General features: G+C 63.1%; 14 protein-coding genes. 3 read left to right on the top strand and 11 right to left on the bottom strand.

All coding sequences use genetic code 11. The features are described from left to right. Positions 1–8 precede the first annotated feature (8 nt). From FJ546_RS13785 to tagH, 5 genes are all read right to left on the bottom strand, one after another. On the bottom strand, positions 9–2,648 hold the full coding sequence (locus FJ546_RS13785; RefSeq protein ID WP_140889827.1) for a serine/threonine-protein kinase: 2,640 nt from the start codon (positions 2,646–2,648) through the stop codon (positions 9–11). Next, positions 2,645–3,424 (bottom strand): PP2C family serine/threonine-protein phosphatase, encoded by a 780-nt coding sequence (locus FJ546_RS13780; protein ID WP_140889826.1) that lies wholly within the window; start codon positions 3,422–3,424, stop codon positions 2,645–2,647. Before FJ546_RS13780 ends, FJ546_RS13785 begins: the two co-directional genes overlap by 4 nt. A 135-nt stretch (positions 3,425–3,559) precedes the next feature. Further along, a complete protein-coding gene (gene tssM / locus FJ546_RS13775) occupies positions 3,560–7,090 on the bottom strand; it encodes a type VI secretion system membrane subunit TssM (protein WP_181167922.1) in 3,531 nt (1,176 codons plus the stop codon). Beyond that, the gene (gene tssL, locus FJ546_RS13770) at positions 7,090–8,604 is read right to left on the bottom strand and encodes a type VI secretion system protein TssL, long form (protein WP_140889824.1); all 1,515 of its coding nucleotides are present in this window, start codon (positions 8,602–8,604) and stop codon (positions 7,090–7,092) included. The genes tssM (FJ546_RS13775) and tssL overlap by 1 nt, the downstream gene beginning before the upstream one ends. A 263-nt stretch (positions 8,605–8,867) precedes the next feature. Further along, positions 8,868–9,947 carry a type VI secretion system-associated FHA domain protein TagH gene (gene tagH / locus FJ546_RS13765; protein WP_140889823.1) on the bottom strand — a complete coding sequence of 360 codons (1,080 nt, stop codon included), beginning with the start codon at positions 9,945–9,947 and terminating at the stop codon, positions 8,868–8,870. A 247-nt stretch (positions 9,948–10,194) separates the two neighbouring features. On the opposite strand from tagH, the gene tssI reads away from it, so the two are divergent. From tssI to FJ546_RS13750, 3 genes are read left to right on the top strand one after another with little or no spacing between them, the layout of a single operon-like run. Continuing rightward, positions 10,195–12,522: a type VI secretion system tip protein TssI/VgrG gene (gene tssI / locus FJ546_RS13760; RefSeq protein WP_140889822.1), complete on the top strand. Its 2,328-nt coding sequence runs from the start codon at positions 10,195–10,197 to the stop codon at positions 12,520–12,522. 12 nt (positions 12,523–12,534) lie between these two features. Further along, positions 12,535–12,960, top strand: a complete 426-nt coding sequence (locus tag FJ546_RS13755) for a DUF6484 domain-containing protein (RefSeq protein ID WP_140889821.1) — start codon at positions 12,535–12,537, stop codon at positions 12,958–12,960. Next, positions 12,960–13,310 carry a hypothetical protein gene (locus FJ546_RS13750; protein WP_140889820.1) on the top strand — a complete coding sequence of 117 codons (351 nt, stop codon included), beginning with the start codon at positions 12,960–12,962 and terminating at the stop codon, positions 13,308–13,310. The genes FJ546_RS13755 and FJ546_RS13750 overlap by 1 nt, the downstream gene beginning before the upstream one ends. A 13-nt stretch (positions 13,311–13,323) precedes the next feature. On the opposite strand, the gene FJ546_RS13745 is transcribed toward FJ546_RS13750, so the two are convergent. Genes FJ546_RS13745 through tssM (FJ546_RS13720) form a run of 6 tightly spaced genes read right to left on the bottom strand, consistent with a single transcriptional unit; the run spans position 13,324 to position 21,508 of the window. Continuing rightward, complete coding sequence (locus FJ546_RS13745; RefSeq protein WP_140889819.1) at positions 13,324–14,397, bottom strand: hypothetical protein; 1,074 nt, start codon at positions 14,395–14,397, stop codon at positions 13,324–13,326. Continuing rightward, positions 14,397–15,338: a DUF4150 domain-containing protein gene (locus FJ546_RS13740; protein ID WP_140889818.1), complete on the bottom strand. Its 942-nt coding sequence runs from the start codon at positions 15,336–15,338 to the stop codon at positions 14,397–14,399. Before FJ546_RS13740 ends, FJ546_RS13745 begins: the two co-directional genes overlap by 1 nt. Then, a complete protein-coding gene (locus FJ546_RS13735; RefSeq protein WP_140889817.1) occupies positions 15,335–16,354 on the bottom strand; it encodes a beta-ketoacyl synthase N-terminal-like domain-containing protein in 1,020 nt (339 codons plus the stop codon). The genes FJ546_RS13740 and FJ546_RS13735 overlap by 4 nt, the downstream gene beginning before the upstream one ends. Further along, a complete protein-coding gene (locus FJ546_RS13730; RefSeq protein WP_140889816.1) occupies positions 16,351–17,454 on the bottom strand; it encodes a DUF2169 domain-containing protein in 1,104 nt (367 codons plus the stop codon). Before FJ546_RS13730 ends, FJ546_RS13735 begins: the two co-directional genes overlap by 4 nt. Continuing rightward, entirely contained in the window at positions 17,454–17,996 is a 543-nt protein-coding gene (tagF, locus tag FJ546_RS13725; RefSeq protein WP_140889815.1) for a type VI secretion system-associated protein TagF, read from the bottom strand. The genes FJ546_RS13730 and tagF overlap by 1 nt, the downstream gene beginning before the upstream one ends. Next, positions 17,978–21,508 carry a type VI secretion system membrane subunit TssM gene (gene tssM, locus FJ546_RS13720; protein WP_140889814.1) on the bottom strand — a complete coding sequence of 1,177 codons (3,531 nt, stop codon included), beginning with the start codon at positions 21,506–21,508 and terminating at the stop codon, positions 17,978–17,980. The genes tagF and tssM (FJ546_RS13720) overlap by 19 nt, the downstream gene beginning before the upstream one ends.

Below are 21,508 nucleotides of genomic sequence, written 5' to 3'. Positions count from 1 at the left end.
GTTCATATCTATCCGCCGAGCCGGAAATACTTGGCGGTGGCGGAGAACTGCGAGCCGTCGGCGCCGATCTCCTCGATGATCTTTGGCAAAAGCTCGGAGACCGGTGTCGGTATCGAGAACATCGCGGCCCGGATGTCCTTCGGCCCGGTGATCACCAGCATGATCTGCGGCAGGGGTTTGCCTGCCGCCTTGTCGGCGGCGCCTAGACCGATCGGGATGTTGAAGGTCGCCTTGTCGGTCTGCGCCACGATGCGATCGTCGAGGTTGAAGGCGATGCCCCTGTGGTCGATTAGCATGACGTTGGAAATGAGCCCGCCATGCGTCACCAGCGTGCCGCTGATCGGCGCGCCATCCGGTACCGATGTCCGGTCGAGAACGAGCTGCGGACGTTCCACCCGGTTCCGGTCGAGGACGCGCAGGAAGTTGGTCACTTCACACTGAGGCCGCTCGATGAGACGGACATTGATGTCCGGCTCGAGATGGAACCTCGAGCGAAAATCGTTGAGCATCTGCTCGAAGGGCTGCACGGCTGTCGCGAGGCCTTCGATGGCCGCGGCGCTGGTGGTCTGCGATGTCAGCGACGCATAGAAACAGTCGCCGCCGCTGAAGTCGCGCACCCATGAGGCGCGTTGCGCCGCCTCGTCGACCGGCTCCGCCGGCGGAACCGCCGGCTTTGGCACATTGATCGCGACTTCGGTATTTTCGGGCCGTGCGGTTACCGGCGGCTGTGGTTGCTGCGACGGCTGCGCTGTCTGTGTCGGCTCTGATGGCGAGGTTGGTGGGGTCGGCTGGCTGGCCGCCGGGGGCCGGGTCGTCGGTTTCGCCGGCGGGCTGGCCGGCTGCGCCGGCAACCGGCTCTCAGAGGCCGGTGGCGAGGAAGCCTCCGGCCTGGCCAGCTTGGAAAGGATCTCGACCAGGTCCGTTGCGCTGGGTTTTGTCGCCGGCGGATTTGCCTGCTGCGCCGGCTTGCTCCCTGCCTCCGCCCGGCTTGGCGCGGACGTCTTCGGCGGGTTCGCGGTCGGTTCCTGGGCAGGCTTGGTCTCGACCGGGGCCACTTGCGCCTGACTGTTGGCCGTGGTTTCGGGCTGGGCCGTGGGCGGCGCTGGCTTGCCGACGGGCGGCGCTACCGGCGCCTGCCCGGCAGGTTGCCGTGCTTCCGTTGCCGGCGGCGCCTCGGGCCTGGTGGTCGGCATGGGGATTTCGGTAGGCTTGGCCGGCTCCCGTTTCTGCTCGCCCGCAGCGTCCGCCTGCTTCTCGGCCGGCATCGGGGGCTTCACCTGTGCATCCGGTTGGGCAGGTGGGTTCACCGTCTCGATAGTGGCGGCATTGTCGGGTTTTGAAGGCTCTGGCTGAGGCTGCACCGGCGGCCGAGGGTTCGATTCATCCGGCTGCGGCGTTTGAGCCACCGGCTTGGGGGCTTCAACACCGGGTTTGGGCACCGGCTTCGGTGTCAGCGGTTTGAGTTTCTCTTCGGCCGGCGGAGGCGCCAGGATGCCGCTGAAGTAAAGGCCGCCGCCCAGCAGGACCGCGAGCGTCACGAGACCGCCGGCGATAGCCGGCATCCGCGACGGTTTTCGCGGCGCAGCCGGCATGGGCGTGCTGGCTGGCGCGGGCGCTGGCGCGGGCCGTGGTTGTGACAGATGCGCCGGTCGCACATGTTCAACAAATTGCTTTTCGCCCGCGGAGGCCGAAGGCTGGGGCCCGGACTCGGCCAGCGCCGTCCAGCCGGCGCGCGGCAAGCCCGCGCGGTCACGCGGACCATACGATGCCGGCGGCAATGTCGCGTCGACATCCTCGCCACGCGTTGCCCTGGCGATCTCGGCCATGCTGGCCGGCCGATCTCGCGGATCCGGCTGCAGCATCGCGGCAATGAGCTCTTGGAAATCGGGGTCGATGTCAGACAGGTCCGGCACGGTCCGGCGTTTCTCGATCACCTCGTATTGCGAGCCGCTCATATCGAGCGGCTTTCCGCGCAATGCCGCGGCGAGCACCAGTCCGAGGCTATAGATATCGGACTGCTCGCTGACCTCACCGCCATAGAGACCGAGCTGTTCGGGCGAGACGTAATTGTATTTGCCGGCGAACTTCCCGCCGATCAGCGTTTCACCGCCTACGGCGGCCGACCGGGCGATGCCGAAATCGATGATCTTGGCGCTTTCCACCCGCCCGCCGGGCAGGATGATGTTGTCCGGCGAGAGGTCGCGGTGAACCGCGCCCGCCTGGTGCACCGCGGCGAGCCCCGACGCCAGGCGATGGCAAAGCCGCCGCACTTCTCCCCCCGGCATCGCTCCGCGACGCATCACGTCGAATAGTGATTGGCCGTCCACGAACTCCATCGCCAGATAGGGACGGCCGATCCTCGGATCGATGGTGAAGACGTGATAGCGCACCACCGCGTCATGCGACAGGTGGTTGAGGATCGTCGCTTCCTTGCGGAACAGCGACAGGATCGTCTGATCGCGGGCGAATTCGGGCAGTACGATCTTGATCGCCACATGGTCGCCGGTTTGGATGTTGTGGCCGCGATAGACTTCTCCCATGCCGCCGGAGGCGATCCTCTCGTCGAGTTCGTAAATGCCGCTGAGCTGCGTGCCGACGCCGGCATAGATGTCGTTCGTCGATATCCGGGTCTTGTCGTCGTCGCTCATCTCGCCAGGCTCTCCGCTCCGGACCGATCCGAATGGAGCGCGCCGTTGCGCCCGCCGCCGATCTTCACGAGTACGATGGTCACATTGTCGGTTCCGCCGCGCGCCAGCACCGTCTCCAGCAGGCTTCGGCACGCCGCCTGCGGCGTTGCGGATATCACCGCGGCTTCGATCTCGGCGTCGCTGACATGCGCCGTCAGTCCGTCTGTGCTCAGGACGAAAACATCGCCCGGCATCAGCTCGCCCTGCTGGAAATCGGTCTCGAGCTCGTCGCTGACGCCGACGGCATGGGTGATGACATGGCGGCGCGGCCAGGTAAGCGCTTCCTCGGCGCTGATCATGCCGCGGTCCAGCAGTTCCTGGACTTCCGTGTGATCTTTCGAGACCTGAAAGATCACACCGTTGCGGACCAGATAGATGCGGCTGTCGCCGGCCCACAGGCAAGCGAAGCGTCCGTCCATTGCAAGCAAGGCCGCGAAGGTGGAGCCGATGGTGATGCCGCGCGATCGCGAGATGTCGCGGATCTCGGAATTGGCGCGGCTCAGCCGGTCTTCGAAGCGCGCGCGAAGGTCCGGCGCCGAGCTCGCAATGCCGATCGTCGCCAGATGATCGACGATGCTGGCCGACGCGACCTCGCCGGCCTCGTGCCCGCCCATGCCATCGGCCACCACCCACAGGCCGGTCTGCGGCTCTATCAGGTAGTTGTCCTCATTGTGGTCGCGCACGCAGCCCTTATGGCTTACGCCGAAGCTTTCGATGGGAAGGGCGACAGAGCTCAATTTGCCACCAAGCGCTTCGCGAGCGTCCTCTGTGACCAATCATGGGCGGCGTGCCCAGGCCACTTTGCCACAAGCGCATACATTAGAGTACCGAAATGAGGGCTGCGGGCGACGGCGCGCTGGAACACAGCCATGTCAGAACGCCTTCGGACAGCTGAAGCCGGACAGAGCCGGCAGCAGGAAGGGATTGGCCCCCGGTCCGGCCTGCATCGTGTAAGCGACGTCTCGTCCGCCGATCACGAAGCGGGCTTCGGTGTTGGCGCCATTGGCGGTGATGGTCGCCTTGTCCAACAGACGCTTCAAGGCCCACGGTCCTTCGAATTTGAGAGCGGAGTCGCGGCCCGGCATTTCCGGCATCAGGCTAAGGCTGGCGGAACCGGAGGCAGTGCCGATTGGCCAGGTCACGGTGCTTGGCGCGCTCCCGGCCTGGCTGCTCTGCACGGTCTGTCCGTCAATGTCGAGCACCGCATTGTCGGCGTCGCCGTTCAGCGAAAAAGGCGTGATGGTGATCGAAACCGACGGCACCGAGCCACCGGAAGGGAAGAAGGCGCTGCGGATTTCGGCGGCCGACTGAAATGATTTCAAGGTCGACTTCGCCAGGTCGCGGCTGGAGCGGACATCCTGTCTCCAGGTCCATTCCTGGCCGGTCATGTCGATCAGCGGCGCAAGGTTCTGCGCGAAGAAGCGGTCCATCAGCCCGCCCGGCGCGAAAAGCTTGGCGAAATCCGCTATCGAGATCTCTTCGGTGCCGTCACTGGCGAAGGGATAGCGACCGTTGACCGCCTCCTCGCAGGCTCGTGTGACCGTCTGGTCGAGGTTCTGGTTGAGGTTGGCCACCGAGGCTTCCGCGACATTGCCTTCAAACTCGTCCGCTGCCGCGTTGACCATGCGCGCAAGCGGCTTCGGAAGGCGCGAGGCATTGGCGCGCAGCGTGGAGATCTGCAGCTGCAGGTTGGCGTTGACGCGTTCGGTCTGTGAAGGGACATCGGCCGAAAGCTTGAGGCTTTGAAAGATGTCGCGGAAATTCCGCGTCAACGCATCGAGCGGCCGCCGTCCACTGGCGCCGCTGACCAGGGCCTGGAACGGTCGAAACCGCGCCTCGACGCTCGCGCCGGCATACTGTGCGACGGTCGAGCCCAATCCGGCTCGGCTCTGCGACTTGCCGCCGGCGATCTGCAGGCCGATGCGTGCCAGACCTTTGGCCATGCTGGCGGGGTCTTCTTGTGCCGCGCTGCTCTCGCCCTCGGCCGTGGTGTCCTGCTTCGTCAATGCAGTCTCATCGGCGATCGCGGTGAACAGCTGATCGAGAGGCGAGTCCGGCGCGGCGAGGGCGGAAAGCGCGAGATATTGCGGCTTGTCCTTGAGCAACGCCTTGAACTTGAGCTGGTCGAGTACGCGGTTCCATGCAGAGGAGAATTCCTTGCCGTAGCGGTCGATCAGTTCGGGACCGAGCTTGGGCAGGTCCTGGTCGATGCCACCCTGTTCGCCGCCTCCGCCGAGCACCCACTGGTCGTTGACGAGCATTTGCGCGATGCGCGAGAGCTGCGGCAGGAAGAAGCGGTTGAAGCCGGCACGCGTGTAAAGCCCGGGAACGTTGAAATCGGTAAGATCGCTGCCATCCATGCGTTCGAACAGCAGCTGCGCCTCGGGGCCGGCTTTCGCGGCGACGGAGAGGTCCTCCAGCCTTGCGGCGTAGATCGCCGACTTGATCAGCGCCGAAGCGCGGTCGGCAAGGCTCATGCGCCCAAGCGAGCGTTGCGCGGCCTCGATCAGTGGCTGGTTGAGCTCAAAGACGGGATCGTAGGCGTGGTCGAGCGCAAGCATCGCACGCAGATGCTTTTCGAGCTGCGCGCGGCCCTCGCGGTTGTTCTCGCCGGGATAGCGGTTCTCTTCCCAATCTTGCCTCATCCAGGAGACGATCAACTCGTCATCGACCTTCGGAGCCTTGCCGCCCAGCATCAGGTAGATCTTCAGCGGTTCGTAAAGCGCGATCGGATCGGCCATCCTGGCCTGGATGGTGCGCTCGGCCTGCACCAGCAGCCGGGAGCGGAATGTCCGCTCGAGCGCTTGCCGGTAGGCGGTCCTGGAGGCCGACAGCAGCCTCTCGCGCTGGCTGAGCCCGAACGTCTCCTCGATCGGTTTTGCCTGGTCGCCGTTCTCGAAGCCGGCCGGCAGGTTGCGCAGCTGGTCGAGCGGGCCGATGACGTTTTCGAGGTCGACGTCGGTCACCGTCGTGCTCTTGAGCAGCGGATCGGCGCTGTCGCGATACTGTGCCATAGCCTGCCTGGTGGAGGCGATCAGCGACTTGTTGGCGAAGAAGCTGAGGCCAAGCACGCCGAGAGCCGCCAAGGCCGCCAGCGCAATGGCGGCGAGGCCGCCAAGTCTCGCGAGCCTGGCGCGCCGTTCGGCCGCTCGGTCGAAGGATACCCAGCCCGATTCCGGGAAGATCATCTTGGTCAGGAGATCGTGCAGGAAGAAGCTCTTGCCGGTGCCGGAAAAATGCGTCTGCGAGGTGCTGCCGAAGCTGCGGCCGATCGTGCCCAGCACCTGGTCGAACGGGGTTCCTTCCTGAGTACCAGAGGAGAAATAGAGACCCCGCAGGCTGACATTGACATGCGATCGGGAGGCATCGAACAAGCTGCCGATAAAATGCGCGATCCGGTTCCCGAGGGCACCGAACTGTGCCGGGAAGCCGAAGATGGCGATGCGCGCCACGGGGTCGGCCTCCTCCTGCATGCGATCGACGACTTCTTCCGCCAAGCGCTTCGCCAGCCCGTCGAGTTCGGCCGGCGCCTCGCCGGCCATGTTCCTTGTGCGATCGGCGGTCTGGAACGTCGCGCCCCACACCTTGCGCCTGCGCGCTTCGTCGAATTGGCCGAAATAATCCATGAAGCCGGAGACGAGATCGGCCTTGGTGAAAAGCAGATAGACGGGAAACTGGATCTTCAGCGTCTCGTGCAATTCGCGCAGGCGGCTTCTTATCTCGGTTACATGCGCCTCGATATGCTGGTCGTCGAGGCCGATGAGATCGGCGAGGCTGATGGCCAGGATCACGCCGTTGATCGGTTGCCTTACGCGGTTTTTCTTGAGCAATCCGAGGAAAGCAAGCCAGCTTGCCTTGTCGCGCTCGCGGTCCGATTCCTGCGTCGTGTAGCGGCCGGCCGTGTCGATCAGCACCGCCTCATCGGTAAACCACCAGTCGCATGACCGCGTGCCGCCGACGCCGGCCACCGGCTGGGCATGGCCGGAGCCCGCAAGCGGAAATTTCAGCCCGGAATTGACCAGAGCCGTCGTCTTGCCGGCGCCTGGCGGGCCGATGATGAGGTACCAGGGAATATCATAGAGGAAGTTGCGCTTGCCGCTCGTCCGCTTCAGCGTCGCGATGGCCTCGCTCATGCGCGCTTCGAGCACCTGTGCATCGTCGTTGCGCTCGTCGCTGCGCACGATGGCCGCTTCGAGCGCCTTTTGCGCCTTGCGTCTTTGCCAGAAGCCGATGCCGTAGAACAACGCCAGCACGGCCACCGTCACCCCGATGATGACCGCCCTGAGCCACACGGATCCGAGCGGGCGGCTATCGGCGAAGCGGATCAGCAGTCCGGCATACCAGACGGCGGCGGAGAAGCCGGCCAAGGCGAGCACGCTGAATATCCGCAGCATCCAGCGCATCAGTTGCCGTTCTCCGCCGATCCGGTCCGCAAGGTCTCCTGTTTCGGGATCATCACGTCGACGCGGCGGTTCTTGGCGCGGCCGTCCGCCGTCGCGTTGTCGGCGATGGGTTCGTCTTCGCCCTTGCCGTCCACGCTCAGACGCGATGGATCCTTCAATTGCCTGGCGATCATCGCCTGCACGGCCTTCGCGCGGGCGACCGAGAGATCGAAATTCGATTTGAACGCGCTCGACTTCTTCGGCTTCGCATTGTCGGTGTGGCCGACGATCTCGATCGGTCCGGCTTCGGCGTCGAGGGCCGTGGCGATATCGGCCGCGATCGGCTGGAACTGTGCCTTCAACTCAGCCTGGCCGGATGCGAACAGAAGCTGGTTGCTGATCTCGACGACGACGAAGTCGCCCTTCGTGCCGACGTTCAGTCCGCCGGCGGCGATCTCCCGGGCAAGTGCCGCGCGGATGCGGTCGATCTGCGTGGTGTCCGGGGGAGCGGGTGGCGGCGGTTTGGCTTGTGCCGGTTCGGCGGGTGCCGCCACGCTGGCGCGTTCAATGGTGACCGGGGTGGAAGGATTGAGCGCCAGCAGCGCGCCGGCGGTTGCATCGCCTTCATCGGTGATCAGGATCCGTAGCCCGAAAAAGGCCGCCGTCACCAGGGTCGCCGCAGCGGCTGCGATCGCCCACAGGGGCAGCCGCCCTCCTGGCCTGGCCATCGCCGCCGCCATGCCTTGCCACCGGGGCGAAATGTCCTCGGCGGCGCGCGGCCTGGAATAGCGCAGCGTGTCGTAGACGTCGCGCCGGACGCGCTCGAGCGCGTTCCGTTCGCCGGACAATCCCCGGTACTGGCCCTCGAACCCCAGCGACAGGCAGGCATGCATCAATTCGAGCAGGTCGTAATGCGCGTCAGGCTTGGCGAGGATATTGTTCAGCGCTTCATAGAAGCCGGTTCCTGTCGGTCGTGTGTGGAAGAACTGCACCACCAGACTGTGCTGAAGCCAGGTTTCCTTGTTCGGCCAGGGCAGGTTGCCGACCAGATCGTCGGCGGTTTCGCAAAGCGCAAATTTCGCGATCCGTGCGTTTTCTTCCCCAATACCGGCTTTGGCGATGGTGCGGTCGAAGGTCTCGATGGCGTCCGCGATATGTTCCGCCAAGGCTGCGGCTTGCCGTTCGACCGGTATCAGGCGTAGCTGACCGAACAGCATGAGCAAGGGGGCCGCGGCGGCAAGGATAGGATTTGTCGCGGCATACTTCACGCCAGCGGTGGCGTCGAGCAAGGCGTCCTGCCGCAGCGCCGGTGCCGCCGCGGGCTCAGCCCCATGGCCGCCTTCCTGAAAGACCACGGTTCCGGACGACCAGTCGGGGGGCATTTGCCGGCCGAGGCCGGGGTCGAACACCGTCGATTCCCTGGCGGGTGATGGCGCACCGGAACCATCGGGAGCCACGCGCGGCTTTTGCCTCGGCCGTGGCGCGCGGATGACGGTTTTGTCCGGCGGCTCGGAGGGATCGTCCTTCGAGCTCATCGGCGCGCCACCGTCGAGGTGCGCGTACCAGGCTGGGTATCAACAGCGAGCCGGATGGAAAGACTGATCTTGCCGAAACATGACATTCCTGCACACGCCCCAAGCCACGCCGCTTTGCCAGCCAGGCAAGCACCCATGCGCTATCCTAGTCGCACCGCAAGCCGATTGAAATCGGAAAGCAGGATGATCAAGGAAGCGGCTTCTTCCACGAGGCCCCTCCCACAGCCCGTAGGAGCGTTGCCGACGACATTTGCCGAGCGCGGCTATTTCTGCTTGCCAGCCTTGGCGTAGGCTTCGGCGAAATAGGCGAGGAAGACATCCAACATGCCGTTTTCGTGCTTGTCCTCCATCGTCCGCCACGTTGCGACGAGCGCGTCCCAGGCCTGGCTTTTCCTGGACGAAAAGGACGCAGGCGGGATTCTTTTGGCGATCGCCTCCGGCGACAGGTCGTCGAGCAGCCGCGAGAGCGCGGCCTGCATGGCGGCGTAGGTTGCGATTTCGTGGGTCTTCAGGTCGCGGAACGCGTCCTCGATGCTGTGCCTGGCATCGAGATAGCCGGCCCGGCGCCTGGCAAACATGATCTCGAGTATGTCGTCGGTGCCCGGCACGAATTTCAGCGGGTTGTTGTCCTCGGCGGCGATCATCGTGCGGTGCGCGCTTTTGGCGAGCACCTTGGCCGCCGCCCGCGCCTTGAGCAGCAAGGACAGTTGCTCGACCGTGGTTCTCAGCACCGCACCGATCTCGGCAGCGACGTCATGCGGGTCGCGCGACTGCAACAGCTCCGGCGACAAGCCGGCCGCCCTGGCGATATCGCGCAGTATCGCGTCCGCTTCCGCCGACTGCTTGGCCGGGGCAGCGGGGGTGGATTGCAGCGCCGAAGACGTCGGCACCGGCCTTGCCTCGGTCAGGCGCTGCTCCGCTGGATTGTGGAATGGCGCGCTGCCGGGTTCCAGCGGCGTTCCCGTCGAGGGCGGCAACTCGCGTTGCGTTGAACCGGTCCCGGCTTGCGGATGCCCGGTGGCGACACGCTCTTCGTCGACCGAAACGGCGACGACATAACGGCCGATCAGCAGGCGGTCGCCTTGGGTCAGCCGATGCGGCGCATTCAGGCGCTGGCTGGAGCCGTTGACGAAAGTGCCGTTGCGCGAGACGTCATGAAGCCAGAACGAGCCCGCCTGATAGTGGACTTCGCAATGCCGGCCCGAGATGAACTTGTCGGGGTCGGTAAGTGTCCAGTCGCAATTTTCGCGCCCGATTTCGAAGCTGCGGTCGCGGGCGGCATAGCTCGTCGCTATGCCTGGCGGCAGCCTGTCAACATTGCTGATCTGGAGCGAAATGAACATTCGACGCCACTGGCAAACCTGAAATCCCAGGCATTCTAGCATCTTGCCAGCGCAGTGGGAGAGGTGCGCCTCACATGAATGCACGCCACGGTTTAGACATTGCTTCTGTTTGGCCTCCATCAAACATATGCTAGGCTTGCAGCGGTCCGATGCGGTGAATTCGAAAACCTTCCGAGCGTGACGCAGTTTACGGAGCGGGGGCTTCAATCCATCACACTGGCGGTCGCGTCGAGGAGGGGCACGCCCCATGCCGAACGAACGTGCCACGATTGCACACACGCCGGTTGGCGCCGATGTGCTGACGTTCACTCATCTCGTCGGTCGTGACGAGATCAGCCGAAGTTTTGCCTATACAGTCGGGTTCGTCAGCAAGAGCCGTGACGTCGATCCGCTGAAGATGCTGGGCGGCGTCGTTTCGGTCGAAGGTGAATCCGATCCAAAGCGTTGGTTCAGCGGCCTGGTTTCGGATTTCAAGCTTACGCGCATGGAGGATCGGCTGGCCTATTACGAGGCCACCGTCAGACCATGGCTCTGGTTCCTCGGAAATACCACCGATTGCCGCATTTTCCAGAACATGACCGCTGTGGAGATCGTCGAAAAGATCTTTTCGAAATACGGCATCGCAAAATTCGAGAAGCGCCTGCAGGGCTCGTATCCATCACGCGAATACTGTGTCCAGTATGACGAGAGTGATCTCGATTTCGTGCAGCGGTTGTTCGAGCACGAAGGCATTTTCTATTTCTTCGAGCATGATGAGGACAAGCACACGCTCGTGCTGTGCGATGCGATGAGCAAGCTGAAGCCGGCTCCAGGCTACGAGAAGGTGCTTTATAATTTCGAGGGCTATGGCTCGCGACGCGACGTCGAATACATCACCGAATGGATCCCGGGCAGTGCGGTGCGGCCAGGCGCCTTCGCCCATACGGACTATGACTTCGAGAAGCCCGGCGCCGATCTGATGGCGAAGTCCGCCCAGCCCTTCAGCCACAAGGAGGCTTCGGGCGAAAACTACCGCCAGCCCGGCGCGCATCTCGATGTCGGGCGCGGCGACACGATCGCGGGCGTTCGCCGCGAGGAGCTCCAGGCGGTGCACCAGCGCAACACCGCCGTCGGTACGGTGCGTGGCCTTTTTTCCGGCTGCAAGTTCACGCTCGAAAGCTTTCCGCGCGACGACCAGAACACGGAATATCTGGTTGTGAGCGCTGAATACCGGCTGTTCGATCCGGGCTACCGGACCCAGAACGAGGCTCACAGCGAGAATTTCAAGGTGGTGCTGGGCGTAGCGCCGACGAAATTGCCCTATCGGCCGCCGCGCATCACGCCCAGACCGATCATGCGCGGCCCGCAGACGGCAACGGTGGTCGGCCCTTCGGGCGAGGAGATATTCACCGACAAATACGCGCGGGTGAAGGTGCAATTTCACTGGGACCGCCTCGGCAAGAAGGACCAGAATTCGTCCTGCTTCGTGCGCGTGTCCCAGACCTGGGCCGGCAGCGGCTGGGGCTTCATCCAGATCCCGCGCATCGGCCAGGAGGTCATCGTCGATTTCATCGAGGGCGATCCGGACCTGCCGATCATCACCGGACGCGTCTACAATGCCTCCGAGATGCCGCCTTACGCGCTGCCGGGCAACGCCACGCAATCGGGCTGGAAGTCCAATTCCTCGAAAGGCGGCGGCGGTTACAACGAGCTGATGTTCGAGGATAAGGCCGGGTCCGAACTGGTCAACTTCCAGGCGCAGAAGGATCATCATCTGCTGATCAAGCACGACCGCAACAAGACGGTGCAGCACGACCAGTCCGACCGCATCGACCATGACGCCAAGCACTCCGTCGGCCATAACCTCGATGAAGACGTCGGCAACAACAAGACCGTCAAGATCGGCGTCGACCAGACGACGAACATCGGGTCGAACGACACCGAGACGGTGGGTAAGAACCGATCGCTGACGGTGGGGGCAAACGAGACGATCGGTATCGGTTCGAACTCGACGGAGACGATCGGCTCCAACCATTCGCAGACGGTGGGGATTGTCCAGACCGTGACTGTTGGCGCTGCCCGCATCGATACGGTCGGGGCGTCCGAGACACGAAGCGTCGGCGGGCCGCAAACGAATACAATCGGTGCGACGCGGTCGGTGACCGTAGGCGCAGCGCAGAGCCATGACATCGGGGCAGCGGACAGTTGGAATATCGGTGCCAGCCAAAGTGTGCAAATCGCCGCCGATCAGGGCGTCAAGATCGGCGGCGCGCAGAATTCGGAGATCGCCAAGACGTGGATTGTCAAGGTGGGCGAAGACAACTCGACCCAGGTCAACGGCGCTCATGAACTCAAGATCGGCAAGAAGAGCCTCATCCAGGTAGGAGACGATGCGGCAATCGTCGTTGGCAAGAATCTGACCGTAGAGGCGAAGGATTCAATTACCCTTAAATGCGGTGATGCCATCATCACCATGAAAAAGAACGGCGATATCGTCATCAAGGGCAAGGATGTGTCGATCAACGCGTCGGGCAAGATCAACGCGAAGGCGTCGAGTGATGTATCGATCAAGGGCAGCAAGATTACCCAAAATTGAGGACAGAAGGCGATGGCGGATGTTCTAGAGCGCATCGAGGGTGTGGTGATCGGCGTTTTTCTCGGCTTCGACCGCGCTGCCCCGCTAGTGGTATTTCCCGGGAACCCGCGGGAAGAAGCGATTCCGGCGCGCAGTCTGACCGAACTGACAACAGCGATGGTGGGTGCGGAAGTGGCACTGCTGTTTCAGGAGGGTAACCCCGTCCGGCCGCTGATCGTCGGGCGCATCGTTGAGCCGACCCGCAAGAACGCAGCGCCGCAGGTGATGCGCGACGGCAAAAACGTGTTGATCGTTGGCGACGAGCGCATCGAGCTTCGATGTGGCAAGGCGCGGATCGTCATGGAAAAGGACGGCCGCATCCTGATTCGCGGCACCTACGTGACAAGCCACGCCAGTGCCACGAACCGGGTGCGGGGCGGCTCGGTGAACCTGAACTGATGCCGGCTCCGATCCTTCCCGAGATCGTGCGCCAGCATGCCGAGATGGCGGCGCATCTATGGAACATCTACGACCGCCATCTGCTCAATCCCGACGAGAACCCGGACATGGACGAGGAACGTCTGGCCCGCCTGATCGAGCGGCTGGAGGCGCACCTCGACGGATTGCGGGTCGCTGGAGACGACGGCTTGAAGATCGCTCAGAAATGTTTTGCAGAGTTTCCGGAAGCTGGTGAATTGTTTGTTGTGCGCATGTTGACGCCGCCTGCAGCGTTGCGCGTGGTTGATCTCGATCTCGGAAAGGTCCGCGCCTATATCTCAGCCCACCTGGCGCCACTTCCGCGCAGTTGATGCTTACCGTACTTCATTGAGGTTGCTGCAGGCCCCTGAACGTTGGACGCAGCAGTTCCGGGGGGATCTCGATCTCAGTCCAATTCGTTCCATCGAAACGAGCTACGCCGATAGAATCGAAAAGCCATAGCATGTGACCAACACCTTGCAGTCTTACTGTCGCCTTAAACTCCGGCGGAACATCGCGCAGGACCTCTGCTAAATCATCTCCCTCCCTTTGAAAAATCTTCGAGCGCGACGCGACGAACAGTGTATTTTGAAAATTCGTAAGACTTAACATTGGCTCGGTCGTCGTCCCTGCCGACAGTTCGCCAACTTCATCGTCGCCGCGAATCTCCAGAAGTAGGCCGCCGTCAGCGGCAAGAAATATTTGTTGGCCTGCAAAGCTTATCAAGTCCCGTACGATGGAATTTGTAGGTAGATCTATATTTCTCCAGTGTTCATCGTGCAGACTATAGAGGCAACCAGCGTTAACTCTTCTATTTCTAACTACAAGTTGCGCATAGAGTTTGGAATTTCCAGCTTTGAGGGCGGCAATGGCATCTTCTTTACGCTGGTAGCCGGGGCGCAGCACCCCGCCTAGTAACAAGCCAGATTTGTTATTTTCGGTAATTGTTGAAAAATCAATCATGTCACCTGGCGTCTCGGTGGTGGGACGCTGATCAAATAGCCGCTGCCAATCATCAGGTCCCTTCCGCTCGTAGACTTGGGCATTTTGCCCGGCTGCTACCAGCCGCCCCGACAGATTTCGGATTACATGAAGGCTCCCTAGCCCGACAGCATCCTCGCTATGGATACCGGCTCCTGGTATCTTTTCACGTCGATTGTCTCGGTCATCCAGAAAATAAACGTCGCCCTCGTCGCTCATCGCAACGAAACACGGCTCTGAATCTTCATCGAAGCGACCGACGGTAATCGAGTAAACATTCCGCTGGATATCGATCCGCGACCAAGGCTGTTGGAGACCTTCCTCCCAGATAAGAACGATGCTGAGTGGATCGTCGAAATGAAGCTCGGACAGCGCTATGCAAAAACACCGCGCTGAAATGGCGCAGGCACTGAGAATTCGCATTTCGGTTTTGAGCATTAGTAGTGTCCTCGAAACAATACCTGATGGGCGTCGGCATTGGGCAGGCGCGTACTTGCCCTCCCAGGTTGATTTGCCGCGATAGCCGGACTGGCCTGATCAGCAACCTCTTTAGCCGCTCTTGCCACGCAATCGGGATGCAAATCTGGGATGGCTGCGATCGACGCTATGGAAGCATCTACGCAATCTTCCAAGGGCGCTGTCTGGGTGACAGTTGTGGCACCAGAGGCTAGACCACCAGCAGCGCGGGGTACCTGTCCCATTTGATTGAGTTGCTGATTGAGGCCACTGTGAAGGCCAGAGTGTTGGTCTTCCGTCAAGCAGATACAGATACCCTGTTCGAGTGTCGGGGCGTTCGGTATCGCGACGCGCGGCCGGGCACGCCTGCTGGATAGTCGATAGCACATGTCGGGAACGATGTGATGCTTATGAGATCCGCTATCACACTCGATCTGGTCATATGGACCGATTGGGGGGCATTCGGTGTCGGCTTCGCCGCCGGGGCCAGCTCCGCCGACTTGCGGCTGCGGTGTCGGCGCGTTCGGCGGGTCGGTCGAGGCATGGTTGTTGGTGGTAATGTCAGAGAAACGGGTGATCGGCTCCTTGTCGGCCTTCACATTGGAGGACCAGGCGCGGCAATATTTCTTGCCGGTGTTCTTGGAGTTGATGACGCCCTTCTTCGCGGCGCAACCGGCCTCGGTGCCGGTTGTCTTTGTGTAGTACGACTTGTTCTTCTGGCTGATGGTCTCATCGCCGATCTTGACCGTGCCGGTGCCCTTGTCCGTGTCAGAGTCGAAGCCGAACGTGGGGTAGGGGATCGGCACGCCCGGCGGCGTCGCGGGATTTTCCGGCGGCGTGAAACAGACATCGGGGAAGGCGGCGATCACCTTATCGCCCTGGGCTTTGCAGGAGACTTCGAGACCGTTGGCGTAGACGGTCATCGCCGACCCCTAAAAATCGCCGCGCCGCAGGCCCCGGCATCACTGGAGGCCTCGATAAGGACACTATTTCCGCCAGCATAGTTCTTTTGCGCGGCCGTATAGGCCATGCCCAGCATCAGCGGCACGACCGCTGCACCGACATTGCCGACAGACTCCGTCGGCGACCAGATATCCATGAATTCCCGCACAACGCGTGTTACACGGCTCACCGCCAGCGTGCTTTGCTTGAACCAGTAGTGTTCGCCGATGAGGTCAGCGATGCGATATCCTACCTGGTGCATTTGCGCCCCCGCTTCGTTGAGCGCTGCCCGGTAGGCAGAGATCATGCCTTCGCCCCGAAGGGGCAAATCCTGCGGGTTGTAGATGAAGGCATTCTCTCGAGCGAGCCCGATGCCGTAGAGTTCGAGGTTGCCGCGGCCTGGCTTTGCGCACAACACCGCTGCCGCCGCTTCCCCCGCAATGAAACCGTTGGGGTTGTCGTTCGTGAGCAGCCGACGCTGGTTGAGGTAATGAGCTATCGTATGCGGCGTCAAGTAGCTGTCGATCCCGACAAGCATGACATATTCGGCCTCGTCTGCCGCGAGTAGCCGTCTTGCATGATCCAGCGCCACGATACCTGATGGCCGGCCATGGGCGATCACGCGTGAGCGGGAATGGGCCTCGACTTCCACGATCTCAGCGATGCGGCGTAACAGCAGCGCATAGTCGCGCACTGGCCGGCCCGGACGCCCGTCCTCGGGCACGCACAGCATCAGCGCCGTGCGACCGCGCGCCTGGGGCATCGCATCGAATACCTCGCAAATAGCCCCGCCCGCGAGATGGGCCATGCGCTTTTCACCTACCCAGGCGCGCGGCAGGGGCACGGGCGCCCCTATCAGCCAGTCGCCCCCGGGGATGGTGAAGCGCGTTTCCCCGAAACCGTCGATCCCCGCCCGCATCGCTGCGCATGAGGATGGCGCGTCGAGACCGACTGCAGTCACCATGCCGACCGCGACGATGTCGAGCGAGGCATTCATGCATCCTCGCTCTCTTCTTCAGGAGCTGTCCCATTGGCACGAACATAGCGGCGGCCGGTTGCGCGGGCCCTCAGCATAGATTGGCTCGGCGGGCCGATCCAGCATTCGGTAAAATCAAGTATGGTGCGGCGGATACGCTGCTGGATCCGCCACACCAGGCTGAAGCGTCTGTTTTCGGCATCGAACAGCACCGTATCGGGAGCGACCTCCTGCTCGAATACTTTTTCCCGGCCGCTAAAAAGCGCGAGAGGCAGCTGCGCCGGTGGCAGGCGGAAGCCTTCCTTCCCGGCCGGCGTCAGGTTGATCAGCTGCACGTCTTCACCGCCCCTTGGATGACTAATCTGCTGGTCGGGCGGCGCCATCTGGAAATAGCGCTCGTCGAAATCGCTCGGCAAGAAGGGTGCGACATTGTCGACCCAGTTCTGGTCGTAGGTGCCGCCGAACTCAATGCGCCCGGGCCAGCCACGGCCCATCGGCCCGAAGCTCATGGGCTTGTAATCACCGAACGGTGAGCGGATTTCCTCGCCGACGGCCTGGGTGTTCGGTAACCTCAGGCCGGGTATCAGCCGCTGGTTCTTCGCGCGCGACCAACCGGTTCCGACCGGGTTGTGTTTGTAGCTGGCTGGAAGCTCGTCCTCCGGGTCGAGCCGGTCGACGCCGCCCCATGCGACGTCATAAGAAATGGGCAACTTCAGAAAGGGCTGCGGAGCCGTAGCGGTAAACAAAGGCCCGATGGCTCGCCACTCGCGGTGGCCAACCACCTCGAACAGTTTTGACCAATTTCCAACCTTGATGCCGACCGGTACGCGCTCGGCTGGACGCCCGCCCGGTGCATAGGCACAGCCATTGGCGATCACGTCGCAGCGCGGCTTGCGGAAGGCGAAATCGGTCTCCCACAGCGTCGCCGAATAGCCGGGCACGCCGGTCTGGGTGTCGGCCATGACCAACGGAACCTGTTCGGCCGATTTCTGCACCAGCCCACCAGGCTTCGTCGGAAAATCGAAAGTGCCCTTGACCACGACCACGATCCATTCGTGGCCGGCCTTGTCCATGCCCATGGTGAACTGATGCGGATAGCCCATCTGGTTCCAGATCTGCATCAGCTCGCCTCCATCTGGCTGGCGGCGATCTGCTCCAGCACCGGCTGCGGAGCCAGCTGGTCGACATCGAAAATATCCGTATGCGCCGACCACATGACGAGATCGTCGATGACATCGCCCTCGCCATCGATAAGCTGAACGGGCAGGGCGGCCAGCGCGGCGTCGAGTTCGTCCGGCGTCATCTCGCCCCGTTGCGCGGCGAAGGCGGCTTTTTCGATATTTTCGAACCAGGCATCGGCATAGGCAAGCTTCAGCGGTGCTTCATCGAGACGCGCGACGACGCTCAGCGGAAATTGCCTGCCGACCCTGTCGGCGCTTTGCAGTACAATGCCGGCCGAGGCGCCGAAGGAACCAGGCCCGCTGAGGAAACGCAGCGCAATGTGCTGCGGCCAGGTTTCAAGCCCGAACAGCGGCACGACATGCTGCGCCAGCCAGCGGTCCCATCCGCGCACGAAATCCGCCGGCAGCCGCCGGGTCACGAAATCGCCGGTGGCGGGCATCTTGCCATAGAAGCCGGGCGCTATCAGATCTGCGGCGGACATGTGAATTTCTTGAACATTTCGAGCGTATAGGGGTTCTCGACGCTGGCGGCTTTGAGTTCGAAATCGGCCCACATCCCCTTCGTCCCGAGCCGCAGGCTGTAGACGTCGGTGAGCTTGGTCGCGGCGAAGCGGCCGCCGCGCAGCATTCTGAGCCACGCCCAACTGCCGGTCTCGTTGAGCATCACTTCGGGCGAGCCGTCGACCGGCTGGAAGGCGAGAGAGATCACCCCGGTGCCATCCTTGCCGGGCCACGTCATCGGTTGCGGCCTGGTGGCGTTGTTGTAGTAGACGAGGTTCTGGCCATCGAGGTTGAGTGTGACCCGCGTCACGTTGGGGGAGAGGTCCTTGGGCTCCAGCGTGAAGTTCATCACCGGGCCGGTGCCGCCCGGAAACAGATCGTCGCGGATATGCCTCGCTTGCTCGAACGCAGCGAGCGCCGCCGGGTCCAGGCCGAAATCGGCACGCCATTTCCACGGTTCGCTGGCGGTGTCGACATAGTTGATCAGATGGTCGTTGGTGAAGGCATCAATCAGGCCGGTCGGTCCGAAAAGACGTTGAAAATCACGCACATTGACATCGACCGCGCTGTCCGGGCTGAACGGATAGCGGTTGTTGAGCGCCGCCTGGCAGAACGGGAGTATGTCGGCCCGCCAGATGGCGTTGAGTTCGTTGGTTACGGCCTTCTGCGACAGGCCGCTGGTGTCGCCGGCAATGCCGCCCAGCCACTCGTTGATCGGCGAAGGCAGGATCTGCGCCTGCCTGGCGACCGCGCCTGTCAGTTCGGCAAGCCCGCCCTGCTTCTTGATCGCATCCTGCGGGTTGGGATTGGCGGTCACTGTCTGCAACACATTCGACAGCGCCGTCAGCGCCACGACGGCGGCGTCGAGCGCTGGCGGCTGGCCGTCGACCTGGGCGATGGTGCCTTTGAGCGGCTTGAAATGCTCGGCAACCAAGCTGCCGGTCATGTCCACCTGGTTGGCGGAGCCGGCGCGCGGCAGGAGCTTGGCGCCCGAGGTCACCACCTTGCCCAGCTTGCCGAGTTTGCTGAGCAGCTTGGAGCCGGTCTTGGCGGCAGCGTCGGCCGGTGCATCTTCGGAGCGGGTGAGGTCGGTCTCCTGCACCACTGCCGTCAACAGGCGCTTCAGCGCGGAGTCGGCGCTGGAAAGATCCTTGAGGTTTTCGCTGGCGATGTTGAGATCGGTAAGCGGCGCAAGCCGCATGTCACGCAGGAAAGAGTCCCACTGGGCGATATAGTCGTCGTAGTAGAGCTTCAGGATGTCCTGCGAGAGCGCCGAGACCGACGTCTCCGAATTCTCCGAGCAGCCGCCGGCAAACACCGCGCGATCGAGGGCCGCCTGTCCCGCCACATCCTCGACCCGGTCGAGGATCGCGTCGTGGAAACCCGCATAGGTGTAAGGCCCGGGAACACCGACGCGCAACGTCTTGTCGGAGCGGCGCGCGAACACCTTGGCGCCGTTCGGCCCGGCGAAATTGGCCGGCACCCATTCCTTGACGGCGGCTACTTCCGGGTCGGCCAGGAGCTGCTTGTAGGCGCGCTGCGGCAGTGAGATCGTGCATACAGTCTTCAGCGCCTCCGCGACCAGTGCCTTGTCCGGGGCGATGTAGCTGTCGTCGACGGCCATGCGGCGGATGGCGGCGAGCTGGTGCTCTTCGGCGTCGGCCGTGGGGAAAGGCGGAGCCGGCGCGAATTGCGGCAGGCTGTTCACCCACCAGTTCTGGACGAAATCGGTGTCCATCTGCGACAGGCCGGTCATCATCCGGTAGGTCTTCAGCGCGCCGAGCATGAAATCCGGATCGCGGATTTGCCGCCACATCGTGGCCTCGAGCAGGGCGACCATATGCGGCTCGAGCACGTTGCGCAGCGCATGGTCGTAGGTATCGGTCTGGGCGCGCACCAGCTCCGGCGACGCGGTAGGGCCGAGCAGGTTATGGACGGCGTCGGGCGGCGGCGTTCGGGCGGCCGCCACCGCGTCCATCGCCGCCAGCGCGCCATCCATGGTCGGCTGCTCGACCGCGGCCGGCGTGGCGGCGACCTGGGTGAGCGGCCCTTGCAGGGCTTCGAACTGGCCGGCCTGTTCGGTGATCGCATTGCGGTTGTCGAGGTAGGACCAGGTGAACATTCCGCCGGCCAGCACGGCCGCCAGCGCACAGGCGGCGGCGGCCCCGCGCCAGATCCAGGCGCGGCGGCGCTGCGCCAGCGGATCGAATGTGCCGAGGCCGGCCTCCTTGAAGATCACTTCGGTGAGGAGGTTCCTGAGGAAGAAGCTGCGCTTCTCGACGCGCGCCGCCGGCATGGCGCGGCGCGGCGGCAACCCGAAGGACGATGACAACGCCGCGGTCAGGCGGTCGATGGGGGCTCCTTCCTGTGTCGCCGATGTCAGATAAAGGCCGCGCAGCCACGCGGCTTCCTCATAGCGGCTTTCGCCGAACATCGCCTCGATCAGCACCTGGATCGGCCCGCAGAAGCTCGCCAACTGCGCCGGAAAACGAAAGATCTCGGCGCGCGAGCCAAGCTTGTCTTCGTCTTCAAGGCGCGGCACCAGCCTTCGCTCCAGTTCGGTGCCAAGCTTGGCCAGCTCCGTCTGGATCATGCCGGCGTTGACGCGGGCATCCAGCGCAAAGGTGGTTCCCCACACCTGCTCGCGCGCGCTCGTCGACAAGCCGCCGAAGAAGGCTTCGAACCCTTTGATCAGGTCGGCCTTCGTCAGCATCAGGTAGACAGGCAGACGAATCTCCAGGCGATCGTTGAGCTCCGCCAGCCGGCGACGGATCTTGCGGCCGTGCGCTTTGATCGCCTCGTCGCCCTCCGAGAGGGCATCGATCGACAGCGCGACAATGACGCCGTTGAGTGCGCGGCGGCCGCGGTGCTTCTTCAGAAGGTCCAGGAAGCCCAGCCATTCCGCGGCGTCGACGTCCGGCTGGCTCTCCTGCTGGACGTAGCGGCCCGCAGTGTCGATCAGCACCGCGTTCTCGGAGAAAAACCAGTCGCAGTTGCGCGTGCCTCCGACACCCTGCAGATCATCGGTCAGATCGATTGGAAAATTGAGGCCCGACTGGCGCAATGCCGTGGTTTTGCCGGTGGCCGGAGGCCCGACGATCACATACCACGGCATCTCGCGCAGGAACTTCCGTCCGCCGAGCTTGCGCCGCTTGAGCTCGGCCATCACCTCGCCGAACTTGGCGCCGACGGCTGCAACACTCTCCTCGCCGGGCGTGAGCTGCTTTTCGGTCACGGGTGCCGCGATCTCGGCGACGAACATGCGGTTGGCGCGGATCGCGCGCCGTTGCGCGATGATCAGCCAGACCAGCCACAGGATGATCAGCCCCGCGATGATGGCGATGCGCACATTGTCGGATTCGAATGGCGCGTACGGGCCGACCCGGACGATCGGGCCGAACACCCAGATCAAAAGCGAAAGCAGGGCAATGCCGATCAGCGTCCAGAGAAAGCGCGAGGTGATGACCGCCCAGAGGAAGCGCAGGATGAACAT

The sequence above is a fragment of the Mesorhizobium sp. B2-4-19 genome, assembly GCF_006441315.1.
Classification (GTDB): domain Bacteria; phylum Pseudomonadota; class Alphaproteobacteria; order Rhizobiales; family Rhizobiaceae; genus Mesorhizobium.
The sequence above is the reverse complement of the archived record's forward strand: the minus strand, read 5'-3'. Positions and strand labels throughout refer to the sequence as shown.